The sequence below is a fragment of the Trichormus variabilis 0441 genome (genome assembly GCF_009856605.1).
In the GTDB taxonomy this organism is placed as follows: Bacteria; Cyanobacteriota; Cyanobacteriia; order Cyanobacteriales; family Nostocaceae; genus Trichormus; species Trichormus variabilis.
On record NZ_CP047242.1, the window covers coordinates 3,315,110 to 3,329,306 of the forward strand.

General features: G+C 39.1%; 7 protein-coding genes. 2 read left to right on the forward strand and 5 right to left on the reverse strand.

All coding sequences use genetic code 11. The annotated features are described in order from the left end of the window. The first annotated feature begins 65 nt into the window (after window positions 1-65). Together GSQ19_RS13405 and GSQ19_RS13410 are read left to right on the forward strand one after the other, a co-directional pair. Window positions 66-1,901: an ABC transporter ATP-binding protein/permease gene (locus tag GSQ19_RS13405; RefSeq protein WP_011318435.1), complete on the forward strand. Its 1,836-nt coding sequence runs from the start codon at window positions 66-68 to the stop codon at window positions 1,899-1,901. A gap of 71 nt (window positions 1,902-1,972) precedes the next feature. Continuing rightward, window positions 1,973-3,661 carry a GUN4 domain-containing protein gene (locus GSQ19_RS13410; protein ID WP_011318436.1) on the forward strand — a complete coding sequence of 563 codons (1,689 nt, stop codon included), beginning with the start codon at window positions 1,973-1,975 and terminating at the stop codon, window positions 3,659-3,661. Here the strand turns inward: GSQ19_RS13410 and GSQ19_RS13415 are convergent. From GSQ19_RS13415 to GSQ19_RS13435, 5 genes are all read right to left on the reverse strand, one after another. After that, complete coding sequence (locus GSQ19_RS13415) at window positions 3,658-7,188, reverse strand: WD40 domain-containing protein (RefSeq protein ID WP_011318437.1); 3,531 nt, start codon at window positions 7,186-7,188, stop codon at window positions 3,658-3,660. The genes GSQ19_RS13410 and GSQ19_RS13415 overlap by 4 nt on opposite strands. A gap of 664 nt (window positions 7,189-7,852) precedes the next feature. Beyond that, window positions 7,853-9,253 carry an AAA-like domain-containing protein gene (locus GSQ19_RS13420; RefSeq protein WP_011318438.1) on the reverse strand — a complete coding sequence of 467 codons (1,401 nt, stop codon included), beginning with the start codon at window positions 9,251-9,253 and terminating at the stop codon, window positions 7,853-7,855. A 762-nt stretch (window positions 9,254-10,015) separates the two neighbouring features. Continuing rightward, a complete protein-coding gene (locus GSQ19_RS13425; protein ID WP_011318439.1) occupies window positions 10,016-10,420 on the reverse strand; it encodes a response regulator in 405 nt (134 codons plus the stop codon). 311 nt (window positions 10,421-10,731) lie between these two features. Further along, the gene (locus tag GSQ19_RS13430) at window positions 10,732-11,109 is read right to left on the reverse strand and encodes a response regulator (RefSeq protein ID WP_011318440.1); all 378 of its coding nucleotides are present in this window, start codon (window positions 11,107-11,109) and stop codon (window positions 10,732-10,734) included. Then, window positions 11,106-14,186 carry a PAS domain S-box protein gene (locus GSQ19_RS13435; RefSeq protein ID WP_011318441.1) on the reverse strand — a complete coding sequence of 1,027 codons (3,081 nt, stop codon included), beginning with the start codon at window positions 14,184-14,186 and terminating at the stop codon, window positions 11,106-11,108. Before GSQ19_RS13435 ends, GSQ19_RS13430 begins: the two co-directional genes overlap by 4 nt. Between the last annotated feature and the right edge of the window lie 11 nt (window positions 14,187-14,197).

Below are 14,197 nucleotides of genomic sequence, written 5' to 3' on the forward strand. Positions count from 1 at the left end.
TGATCTAATTCTCAAAGGCCATTTTCAAATTACTAGTCTAATTAATAACGGCTGTATTTTTTAATATGCAAACTCCATCTGTGCATCAACAAAAGGCAACAAATCATCTTTCAGTTTTTACTCAATTTTGGGAAGACGTGAAAGTAGTGGCTCAACCTTATTGGTATCCTACAAAAGCAGAAGGACGAGCATTTGTAGATGTCATTCGCTCATGGGGAATGCTGATTCTCTTAATATCATTAATAGCTGGAGTTGTAGGTTTAAATGCTGTAAATAGCTACTGGAATCGCTATGTACTAGATATTGTGATTGAACAGAGAGATATTGATAAATATAATAGTACTTTATGGCTATCTAGTCTCATTGTTATCACAATAGTAATTTTAGTAACTTCTTTGCGATATGTCAGAAAAAAAATCATCCTTGACTGGTATAAATGGTTAAATAGTCATATTTTAGAAAAATATTTAAGCAATCAAGCCTATTACAAAATCAACTTTAAATCTGATATAGATAATCCAGATCAGCGCCTATCTCAAGAAATAGAACCTATTACCAGTATTGCTTTGAGTTTTTCTACGACCTTTCTAGAAAAAGTTCTGGAAATGGGGAGTGCTTTGATCATTCTCTGGACTGTTTCCGCAGAAATCGCAATTTATTTAATTATTTACACCATCATAGGTAATTTGATAGCTGTTTATTTAAACCAATCACTCAATAAAATTAATCAAGAAGAAATACAGTTTAAAGCAGATTTTGCTTATTGCCTAACTCATGTTCGTAATCATGCGGAATCGATTGCTTTTTTTCAAGGAGAAGAGGAAGAATTAAATATAATTCAACGCCGATTTAATAATGTTATAAAAACTGCTGAACGCAGATTGAATTGGGAGAGGGGACAAGATGCTTTTGGGAGAGCATATCAATCTGCTATTGGTGTGTTTTCCATGTTTATTTTGACTCCTTTATTTATTCAAGATAAAATTGATTTTGGGGAAATTAACCAAGTTAGTTTTGCTTGCTTTATGTTCTCTAATTCTCTGGGAGAATTAATAGCTCAATTTGGCGCTTCAGGGCGATTTTCTAGCTATGTAAAGCGTTTAGCTGAGTTTTCAGATGCTTTGAGGGATGTTAGTAAGAAAACAGAGAATCTAGCTACTATTAAAGTTTTAGAAGAGAAACGCTTGGCTTTTGAGAATGTTACTTTAAAAACACCAAATCATGAGCAGGTAATTGTTGAAGATTTGTCGCTTACCGTCCAGCCTGGAGAGGGGTTATTAATTGTAGGGCCGAGTGGTAGGGGTAAAAGTTCTTTGTTAAGAGCGATCGCAGGTTTATGGAACACCGGAACTGGCCGTTTAGTGCGTCCTCCCCTAAAAGACATTTTATTCTTACCCCAAAGACCTTACATCATTTTGGGTACTCTGCGTCAACAGCTACTCTATCCCCATACAGACCGGACAATGAGCGATCGCCAACTTGAGGAAATCTTACAACAAGTTAACTTACAACACTTGCTTACCCGCGTAAATAGCTTTGATACAGAAGTTCCTTGGGAAAATATATTGTCCTTAGGGGAACAACAACGCCTAGCTTTTGCGCGACTATTAATTACACATCCTAGTTTCACTATCTTAGATGAAGCGACGAGTGCTTTAGATTTAAATAACGAAGGTAATTTATATCAGCAGCTACAAGCAACTAAAACAACTTTCATCAGTGTTGGTCATAGAGAAAGCTTGTTTAATTATCATCAATGGGTATTAGAACTTTCACAAGAATCTGGTTGGCAACTTGTGTCTATAGAAGATTATCGCTGGCAAAAGGGAATAAAAACAGTAGATATTTCTCCCAAAAATAACCTGCCGTCAAAAAAAAGAAACGTCATTAGCAAGTTGTAAAATTTAAAATATACGTTTGGTGGGCATTGCCCACCCTACAGATAATAAGAATTTTTTAGATAGAATTAGTGATGCTAGCTAGAAAGCACAAACAATTAATTACTTATGAATCAATTACGATTTATGAAAAAACTTATAGATTTCCTATTTTTAAAAATCCCAAATTAAAAAAAGTTCAAAAAAAAATTATCAAATGTCAAGAATTAATTCAAGTAGGTGGTAAATCTAATTGTTATTTTTGGGGAATAGTTAAGCGAAAACAGGAAGTTACTCAAGAAAAAGTTTTTGCAGAAGTTAAATTATTAATTAGTGAATATATTCAAATCATTGATTCCTTGGATAACTATAAAGATAGTTATCAAAGTTTTTTATTAAAATTCATAGATGACTGGAAAAATCTATTTAATCAGAAATACATTGAAATTAGAAAGATTAATGATGAAAGAAACAAGCTAGAAATAAAACATAATGGTAATACTCAAATTATTGAAAAATTAACACGGGAGAAACAAGAGAATTTAAAATCGATTTTATTGTTGAGTAAAACTAATCTTTTGATTTTAGAAAAGATAGAGTTACTCAGTGAAGGTATTAAGCAATTAGCCGAAGATACGCAAAATCAAAGGCAAGCTATTGAGCAAATAGTTAAGGATTTAGATGTATATCAAGAAGTTTATGAATATCAAATCAGAGCTACAAAAATTCGTCAAGAAATAGCGAAAATAGCTGAAACAGCTATGAATGTTGAAAACTCTCTGAAAGATTGCTTTAATCCGTTTCAGTCTTTAATAGATGAGGTAGTCAAAATTGATGCGGATTTTTATGCAACTGTAGGAGAGATTCAACATTTAGCTACTAATGATTTAAATTATCAACCAAATGTATTCACTATACAAGATAATCATACTGTTTCCCATAATCTGCTCAACTTATTAGTTGCTAGTTATGAAAAACAAGATAGACTAAATGAGGCTTTTTTCAAGTCACAATTATTAGATTGGCAGCTTCAAGATTCGGATTTTAGTCAAGATGATATAACTGCAAATCAAGCAATTTGTTTGATATCTAATTATATGTCTACTCAACTGGTAGCTCAAAAAAAAGTACTGGGGATAGTAGAAACAGATGTTGTGTATTCCCATGCTAAAATTGCTTCTGAAGCAACAGTAGCAACTGAACCAGATAATCATGATATTGATTATCTCAGTGAATTTAAAAGCAATAAAAATATAGATTACAGCATACTGCAAAATCTCCTCGCACAATATAAATGGCAAGATGCTGATATAGAAACTGCTAAATTAATGTTGCGCGTGATGGGTAAGAATTATTGGCATGAGGTTTATAAAGCAGATATTCTCGCTTTTTCTTGTCAAGAATTATATAAGATTGATCAACTTTGGCAACAATATAGTCATGGTTATTTTGGCTTTAGTGTTCAGCAAAGTATTTGGGAAGAAATAGGTGGACAAATAGATTACGAAACGGAAAAGAAACTTGGCGATCGCCTGGGTTGGAGAAAAGAGGGAAACTGGTTAAATTATGAGCAAATAACTTTTAAGTTATCACCAAATACACCGATAGGACATCTACCAGTTAAATGGTTACATTATGACGGAGATATTTTTGATATCTGCCCAAATTCATCGGCGGAACCCATGTCCATGGGGGCTTGGCGAGTCGGTTCTTGGCTAGTATGGCAGATGCACTTATTTTTTACCCGTGTCAAAATTTGTCGTGAAAACTTTCCCATAATTTAATTCTCAAGATGATTGCATATATGACGATCGCCTTCCTCCAAGCCTGTGTTAGTTTGCAAATAATCTTTGACTAGATTGCAACCATAAGTTAGGGCATCTAGGCTGAGAATCTGGGGTAAATTCCACAAAATTAGGGTGTTGTCATCACCCCCAGAAGCTAGAATTGTGCCATCCCGGCTGATCGCAATTTTCCTAATGGCTGCTGTATGTCCGGTGAGAGTTGTTAGTTCTGTACCATCCATTTTCCACAGCTTGACGGTAGCATCCACACTACCAGAGGCTAGTATTTTGCCGTCGGGACTAAATGCTACACCCCAAATCGCAGCTGTGTGACCTGTAAATGTTCTCAAAAGCTTGCCATCAATAGTCCACAGCTTAACTGTATTATCACCACTACCAGTAGCTACCATTTTATTATCGGGACTGAAGGCGACACTCCAGACTACCGAAGAGTGTCCAGCAAGGGTTGTCAGCAACTTACCATCGAGAGTCCATAACTTAACTGTACTATCACCACTGGCTGAAGCCACGATTTTACTATTAGGACTGAAAGCCACCTGCCAAACTTCAGCTTGATGACCTTTGAGAACCTGGGATGTAGGCTGATTGCGCCGCCATATTTGAGCAACCTTGTGAACATTAGCGATCGCGATCGCTTGACCATCGGGACTCAAAACTGCTGCTGTAATTTTACCTTGAGTATTTTTGTAACTCGCAACATCAGAACCATCTGGCTTTTTGAGTAAAACTGTCTCATTATAAGTGGGAAGGGCAACTAGCTTGCCATCTGCACTAAAGGAAATGGCGATAATTCCCCCCTTCTCTTGGGTGAAAGTTTTCACCAATCCGCCTTGGCGACTCCAAAGTCTAGCAGTATTATCATGGCTAGCTGTGCCAACGGTAGAACTATCTGATGTAATTGCTATCGACCAAATACCCCCATAATGGGCAGTGACACTCTTTTGCATGGGATTTTGACTTTGCCAGAGTCTGATAACGTTTTCAGCACCCGCAGAAGCGATAAAACTGCCATCTGGACTAAAAGTAACACCCCAAACAGAAGCGCTATGTCCTCTCAGTGTCCTCAGTTCTGTACCATCGATGTTCCACAGTTTAATGGTTTTGTCCAGACTGGCAGAGGCGATCGTTTGACCATCGGCACTAAAGGCGACTCCAGCAATCCCAGTCGTTTGTTTGAGAGTTTTATCAAGGCGGTAACTGCCATCTGCGGGATCTCGCCGCCAAAGTTTGACAGTTTTGTCTTCACTGCTGGAAGCAAGTGTCTGACCATCAGGACTGAAAGCTACTCCCACAACCCAAGCTGTGTGACTTTTGAGGGGTTGTAGAGGTTTGGCTTCCTGCCACCCAGAACCTTGTCTTTGCCAGAGTTTTACTGTTCCGTCCAGATTGGCAGCCGCCACAATTTGACCATCTGGACTAAATGCAACTCCCCAAAATGCCTCTTTGCTATCTCGAAAAGTGTTGAGTAAAGTACCATCACGTTTCCACAGTCTCACCGTTGTGTCCCAACTAGCAGAGGCGAGAAATTGACCGTCCCGACTAAAGGCTACTCCCCAGACTGAAGCAGTGTGACCTTTAAAAGTCTTCAGCAAAGTGCCATTGAGTTTCCAAAGTTTAATAGTACCATCCTCACTCGCTGAAGCCACCATCTGACCATCAGGACTAAACCTCACCGATCTCACTGCTCCTTGATGACCTTTAAGGGTGGTAATTTTGGTTCCATCTCGTCGCCAAAGTTTGATGGTTCTATCTATACTAGCCGAAGCAATCAGAGAACTATCGGGACTGACATCTACTGCCATCACAGCTGCCGTGTGTCCCCAAAAACGGTTGGACTCATCTGCACCATAAACAGCTTGCCGCAGTACATTATTCGCTTGATTTGTAATATCTGCGTTGGGGTTTTCTAGTTTTTTTAGCCGATCTTTGGCTTTAATTGCTTCTATGAGTGCATCTAACCTGCGATTTGAGGCAAACATTCCCTCAGAAGAAGATATTAAGGCTCGAATTTCGCTGTTTTTAGCTTGAAATTCGCTGTTTTTAGCTTGGCGGTACAAAATGTAGATTCCCATAGCCAAACTGCTAGAGAGCAGAAACTTAACGCACATAGCTATCAACAGCAATCTTTGTAATTTAGCAGTTTTTTTCTCTTGCACTAGTCGCGCTTCTACTTCTTTGACTCGTGCTGCTTCTAAGGCTGTTTGGATTTCGCGCTGTTCATATTCTTGGCTGGCTGCGAGGAAACGATAATCCAAATCGCTCAGACTTTTGCCCTGGGACCAATCTTGAGCATCTTTTAGCGCCTGTCCCCGCAGTAAACGAGACTCATCTTGATAACCAGAGGCTACCCAAACGTTGAAGATTTGTGAGTAAGGGCGGAGATTATCTAATTGTCTGATTACCCATTCATGATGGAAAACATAGCGATAAATGGGATTTTTAATTTTGAGATAGCCTTGCTGTTTCTCAACTAAACCAGATAATAATAGTTCTTTTTGTTCTTGACTATCATCGATTTCCACAGGTAAATTACCGGACTCAGCTTGCAGCATTTGTTGATAAATCCCTAACAACCTGCCGGCGCGTTTTTCGTTAAAGAGGAGGCGATCGCGAATGGTGCGTAGGTGTTCTGGTTCGTCTTTTGCTTCCCAATATTGAATAATCTGCTTTTGTACCAGTTGTTCTACCCAATACCCGGCTGTGGCTGGAGGTAAATCAATTTTGCGGTTTGGTGTGTTCCATGCAGTCTGCACCACTAATTGACAAAGTTTTTGGGTTAGGAATGGTTGTCCACTCGTCCAATCAATAATCTTCTGTAATACTGCTTGGGGTTGACTAATTACTTCTTCTAACCCTTTGAGTAATGGTGTTGCTTCATCGAGTGTAAAACCATACAACTGAATTGCTGTACCAATGTTAAAGGGTGTACGACGCTTATCGGTAATCAGTTCAGATGGACTCACTACTCCGAACACTGCAAATCCTAAACGTTGAAATTTGGGGTCATGGGCCCTTTGGTTGTAACAATGACGAATCCAGGCAAAAAAGTCACTAACCGAAAAGTTCAAGCTCAACAAACTATCAATCTCATCAATAAAAATAAAGATACGCCCACTTTGATTGTGTGGCAGTAGCACCTCTTCTACAAATTGATTTAACTTCTGTATGGGGGAAAGACCAGACTGCATCTTCCACCATTGCTGAAAATTGACTTTTTCAGACAAATTTAAGCTGTAAAAAATACTGATAATAATCCCTTTGTACCATTGTTCAGTTGTTGTATCCTCACTACCCAAGCGTGTCACATCTATATAAATACAAATATGGCCTTCTTTTGTCAGATGGTTGCTTGTGCGATGTAGTAGAGATGATTTCCCCATTTGGCGAGAATTTAAGACATAACAAAAATCACCAGCTTTGAGGCTGGCGTAGAGTTGTTTGTCCGCCTGACGGATAACATAATTAGGATCATCACTAGGGAGACTACCACCAACCTGATATTTCATGTTACTTTAGGCAGCTTTAACAGAAGAGAGTTTATGATTTTTATAATTACTTCTTAGAGGTTATTTGAAAAGTGATTGGCTGTGATTTTAAGCACTCGTTGATCCCCCCAACCCCCCTTAAAAAGGGGGGAAATGAATCAAAGTCCCCCTTTTTAAGGGAGATTTAGGGGGATCTAAAATGTTTTGCTACCAAGCATAGGACTTTTCAAAGATCCTCTTATATAGGCATAAAATTTGATTATTGAAAATATTTAAGTATCTGTAGGGTGGGCATTGCCCACCGTATCATGGTTTTGGTGGGCAATGCCCACCCTACTACATATATTTCAGAAATCAAATAATAGCCCTGTGTGTAAGAGTGAGTAATAAAATATTTACATTAGTATCTTACTAGAAAATCATGGTAATTTTAGTGTGTTGCTGCTATTTTTTATGGCTGAAATATCTTAAATGTCCTAAATTTCTTAACTGTCTATCAATCTTTTCAATAAATCTTTAAGTGTCTTATCTGTCCTTGACTTTATCATCAACAGATAGGAGGATATTACTAATTGAATCGTTAGAAAACTTCCTGGTAATGATGAAGTAGGAAATTATCTAAATTTATAATCAAAGAAATATTCAAGTAGATTTATTACTTTTAAATCCACTTGAATAGGTGATTTCATGAAGCAATTGTGGATAATTGCTTGACAAAATAGGTGCGGTAGAGTTCACAACGAGGTAGTACGCGATCGCCTTCAAAACAAATCAATCCTAAACTTTCGAGTTTATGAGCATCCATAGGATCAATAAAAGTGCTTTGTTTGGTTGTCACTAGCTCAGTATATACTCTAGCTAAATGAGGATTAACTTGTAGCTTTGCCCAGTGTCGTTGTAGGTGATGGCGATAGATCCCGCCATTGGCGATCGCTTCTTGGATCAGTTCTGATAAAGTCATAGTCCCAGAACTAAGATAATATAATGCCAGTTGCACCAGTGCCGGATGACCACCCACAAGAGACATCAACCGAGCCGATTCTTTACCGTCCGTCCACTTTAGCCCATATCGTCTAGCTAAATCTTCTACCTGTTGCTGGGTAAATTCATGCAGGCGGATGGGTAGCCCAACATTAAAGGGAGAATGGTTGATATCTAGAGAAATATACTGTTCCGTAGAGTAAACCACTACCAATCTTAGCTTCTGCCAATTATGATTTTGCCGTGCTTCCTCGCACCAAGAACGCAATAAAACAAAAAAATCGTTAGCAATGTGTGGATACTCAAACAGCCGATCAACATCATTCAACACTAAAACTATAGGATTGTGACATTGTTTCAGAATATAGTTTTGAACGTATAAGCTACAGATCAACTTACAACCAATTTCCTCATCCCATTTGTCATCAAGACTAGGATCAAGCCCTAATTGTGTGGCGATTTGCCAACAAATACAACGTAAAAGCTTATTTAAGTTAGTGAAGCATTGCTCATCAATCTGGTTACATTTGAGGTTAACTGTGTGATAGTTTTGCGTATTTGCAAAGGACAAAAGACGCAGTACCAAAGAAGATTTACCCATTTGTCTGGGGGCGCGAATCCTAATTACGCAACCAGGTTGAGTTACTTCTCGATATACTAGTTCTTCTATGGGCGATCGCTCAATATAAAAAGGTGAATCTAAGGATACAGCCCCATCTGGATATGACAAAGAATTTCCTACTGGTTCTGTAGACAATTGAGATAAATGTTCTGCTTTTTCAGATACAACATCTGTCAGCAAATCAGACATTTCTGTTTCATTTTCTTCTGTTAAAATTGTGTAATCTTCTTCATCTACTTCTAAGTTAAAGGTTCCAAAGCACAATTTTAAAGTTCTGTGATCTACACTGGCACTCAAAGACCACAACCGACTCAGAGTTTTAGTAGAAACATTGATTTGTCTACTCAGTTGTTCTAAAGTTAAGCGATCGCCTTTATTTTGTAATATCTCCCAAGATAGAATCGCTTCTTGTAACCGTTTTAGTCCCTTGGGAGTTAAGATAACTCCTCTTCTTCTCTTCGTTTTATTTTGCTTTAATTTCATGAGTTTTGTGACAATGTATTTTTACTGTCACAGCAGTAATTAGCTGGCTGTGATCACTAAATTACGCCGAGATTTTTAGGAAACAACTAATTAAACTTGAGCATTTATAATCAAAAAGTCACACTTTATTTTTTGAACCTAAACAAATTATTGTTTGTGTGAAATAACTCGCTAAATTTGGTTCAATTCAGTTAAGTAAAACAGGGTAGATAATAGGTTTGTAGTGAGAAATTTAGTTCTCAAAAAAGGACTCAATTCCTTACTAAGAACTCAATCCTATTGTTTTTACATTATTTAACATAGTTGTTTTTTCTCAAGTCGTTCTATGCAAAAAAATGGTAGCAAAACAAGCTAAAAGGTTGAAATTTAGATTAAAACTTAATTTCACTAACGCTTAAAAACCCTTGATAGTGAATATTTAAGCTACTTTAGTCTTTGTTTAGCTCCAAATTTTCTATTTCAATTTATTTCCTGAAATAACAGTTCTCCCTCTTGTCATATTTTTTACGGCCAAAAAATAATAATGGTTATCATTGTTGTTAAGCCATTGATAATCAACTTCCTTTTGCTCATTAATTGGTTTCAAAATACCATTGAAAAATAAGAAACTTATAAGGATAGTGTGACTTTTATTCTTCAGCGATAAGTATACTACTGAATTTTTCTGAGTGGAGCCTGGGCTGACACTCAAAATCCATTAAGCCTCAGTTCCCCATTGTTTACTCTCCCTACGCGTAGGAATCACAGCAAGCCCCATCTTATTTACAGTGTAAATTCATACTCAGGGTGAAAACTCCAACCCAAAGCGCGAGTTATCTGATCAGGTAAAGTTAAAGGGTTAAAAGGTTTAGCGATCGCCTGAACCACACCAAGCTGCTGAAGTTGCTGTGACGTAAACCAATCTGCTCTGACACTCAACAGAATCACGGGAATTGTTTTTAGTGAATGGTTTCCATGCAATCTGTGGAGAAACGTAGTAAAGTCCATACCCGGCATCAAAACATCAAGTAGGATTACATCAGGACGTTCTATCTCTAGGTGTTTCAGCCCAGCTTGAGCAGAAGCAGCAGTTACCACGTTCCATCCCACCAAATCATTTAAGCAAATTTTTACAAGTTCTCGAATCGTCGGTTCATCATCAATCAATAATATTTTCTTGATTGTCATGATTAAAATGCTGTGAAAACTGGAATTTATTAATTCAACGTGAGTTCGATAAATTCGGAAGAACCCCTCTCCAAACCTCTCCCCGACGCGGGGAGAGGCTTCAAAACCTTTATTGTTTGTCAATATTTCCTGGTCTTTACTCCCCTCTCCGCGTCGGAGAGGGGTTGGGGGAGAGGTCAAAAAAGACTTGTCGAATTCACGTTAATTCAGGTTAAATCAAGAAGATAAGAAACTTATAAGGATAAAAGGATAATTGGTAGATCCCCGACTTTTTTAAAAAGTCGGGGATCTGCACACTGAGATTTACCTAACTAATCACTCCAACCAAGCATTTGCATGATTTGTTCGCAAATCAGTAATGGGTTGAATGGTTTAGTGATGACTCCGGCTATATCCAATTGAGCAAAGCGCTTGTAATCATCTGGTAATACCTTAGCCGTGAGCAAAATTATGGGAATATCCTGAGTCTTAGGATTAGCTTTTATTTGCTCGTAAACTTGAAACCCATCCATGTCAGGCATTGACACATCAAGGAGAACTACATCCACCAGATACTTTTGGACTTTCAAAAGTCCTTCACGACCCGATTGAACGATAATTGCCTCCCATCCTCCCAAATCCTCTAAGCAGGTACAGGCAAGGTCTCGCAGCGACTCTTCATCGTCAATTACCAAGATGCGTTTGCTCATAGTTCTTTTACTGATATTGGCAAAGTGAAATAAAAGGTGCTGCCTTCACCAAGGGTACTTTCTGCCCAAATACTACCATCATGCTGTTGAATAATACTTTGACAAATTGCCAAACCTAAACCTGTACCACCCTTAGCACGAGCGTCAGAGATGTCCACTTGCTGAAAACGTTCAAATATTGTTTCTAGTTTGTTGGCAGGGATACCTCTGCCTTGGTCTTGGACTTTAAACAGTACCCAGTCTGATTGGGGTTGAGCAGACAAAGTAATCACTGAGTTATGAGGAGAAAACTTGATGGCGTTGCTCAATAAATTGATGAGGGTTTGAATAATTAAGTCGGGAGAAGCCCAAACGCAAGCGGTGGTGGGAGTCAGGGAAATTGTGATAGCAGATGCTAGGGCGATTGACTGTACTCCTTCTACAGCTCGTTGCATTAAATCTGCGGCATGGCAGACTTCTTTGACAAGTTGTACTCGCCCAGAAGACAAACGTTCTAAATCCAAAATATCATTTACCAACCGCACGAGGCGATCGCTATTTGTTAAAGCTTGTTGGATCATCCATTTGGCTTTTTGTGATTTGTTGTCGTATATACCAGTGTTCAACAGTCCTAAAAATCCTTGAATGGCTGTGAGTGGGGTACGCAGTTCATGACTGACGATAGAAATGAACTCATTTTTTATCTGTTCAATAGCTTGTTGTTCGGTGATATCTTGGATTTGCAGCACATAGTACAACGGTTGATTCTGGCAATCTCGCACCAGGGACAAGCTTGTTAGTCCCCAAGCAATGCGTCCTCCATTACACAGGTAACGCAACTCTACCTGAACTCTGGGATTCTGATTACTCAAAACTTGTGTGATGCAGTTTTCTAGCCGATGAATATCTTCTGGGTGAATGATCTCAAATGCCTGGAAGCTGAAAAATTCTAACTCAGAATAGCCCAACATTTCCCTGAGCATGGGATTGGCTTGCAACCATTGTTGATCCTCCAATCCCAGCAACGCCATACCAATGGGAGCATCATAAAACGCGTGGCGAAATCTCTCTTCACTCTCACGCAAAGCGGCCTCGGCTTGTTTAAGGTCAGTGATATCTAATACAACTCCGTACCAAGCAATTTCACCATTGGAGCGACGTTCTGGCCGGGAGTTGGCGCGTACCCACTTGACTTTGCCAGAGGGTGTAATAATTCGCCATTCATGAGCAAAGGGTTTGAGGGTTTTGAGGCTACGAGTTGTTAGCTGATTGTAGAGAGCGAGATCATCAGGATGAACTTGTTGATAAGTCAGTAGAGGATCTGCCAAAACCTGATGGGGTTCTAATTCTTGAATTTCTTGCACCCCGGAACTGATATATTCATAACGCATTTGATTTATATCTGGGTAATAAGCCAAAATATAAATCTGTGCCGGAGAAGCGGCGGCAATTTTTTGAAAGCGAGCTTCACTTTGTAGCAGGGCGGTTTCGGCTCGCTTGCGCTCAGTAATATCTGTTACTCGTACTAGATAAACCACTTGGTTAGTGATAACCGACGGTCGGTCGCAGACCATCGTCACTTCCTTGGCTGCGAGGTTGCCCCAAAACAAATTTCCTTTGCGCGTCAGGTATTGAATTTCCGTGTTCCAAACACCTTTTTGCTGGATTTGGGTGGTGATTTGTGCCAGTTCGTCTGAGGTAAATGGTTGCAGTTGAAGAGTGTTAACTTTAATACTAATTAGTTCACTTTTACTGTCAGCTTCAAATAGTTCTACTGCTCGACGATTACAGTCGGCAATTAACAGTGTTTGCGGATCTACTAAGAACAGAGCATCAGCCGATTCATTATAAATGCTTTCACACAAGTCTTTTTGCCGTCGCAGTTCTAATTCGGCAATTTTGCGTAAGTGCAGCTCGTTGTAGAGCGCCAAGCTAGTTTGACCCAATTGTTCCATTGATCGGATAATAAATTGGGTCAAAAATAATCCTAAAGCGATCGCTCCTGCTAAAGCCCCAATAGTAAAAATTATTGTTAGGCGTGTATTGGCATCAATTTCTGCGGTAAAGTCTGAGGCGGGGATCACTGTCACAATCAACCAGTCAAGTCCTAATTGGTCGTTGTAAGGGATAACGAGAAGAAATTGCTTTTTGCCTTTGATGTCAAAATTGAGCTGCTTTGCGGTCTGAATTTGAGCTAAATTACCAAAGTGCGATCGCAGATGTTCACCCGCTAAACGAATTAGGGGTTGCTGACTTTGTATCACCTGGAGCCGTTGATTTTGTGTCCCACCCATACCTGTCAGGAATGGTTGTTCAGGGGTTGAAGACGCAACCATTAATCCTGAACGCTCCATAATAAATACCTGTCCGTGAGTACCCACCCGCAATTGCTGGAGGAACTTACTAATGCTCACAAGGTCTATATCGCTGGTGAAAACCCCCAGAAGTTCTTGTCTTTGGTTATAAAGCGGGTAGCTAGCAGCAATTCCTAAGCCTCTGGAAGTCGGTACATATAAATAAACCGATGTCCACGTTGGTTTGCCTGTGGAGAGCGCCTGTTGATAGAAAGGTCTTTGAGTGCCATCATAATTATGCTGATGAACTAATAATTTCTTCCGTTTTCTTTGACTATCTACGCTATACACATAAAGCTCTCCTTTTTTAAAATCTTTGGTCGAGGAAATGGTAACACCCCGTTCATCGTTGCCGGCTCCAATCAGTCCCCCTTGAGGATTGATAAAATGGACTCTCAGAGAAGCAAATTCTTGAACCTGAGCAAAAAAATAACGTTCTAAACTTTGAGGGTTGGTAACGTCTATATGTTGGAGTGTGCTGGCTTGAACATTGAGACGGTTAATTAAATGTGGAGTCTTTAAATAATTACTTAAATATAAATGAATGCGATCGCTCATCTCATTCATCAACTGATATGCCAAGCTATTGACTGAATTTTGGGAATTTTGCCATGATACATAACTGACTAAACCTGTTGTTCCCCCTATTAACAGCACAAAGGGAACGGTGAGGATAAATTGTAAGGAAATTTTCAGCTTTTCGTTGTTAGCTGACCTTTTCCTAAAAAGATTGGAGAGCCTCACCTTTGCATCCT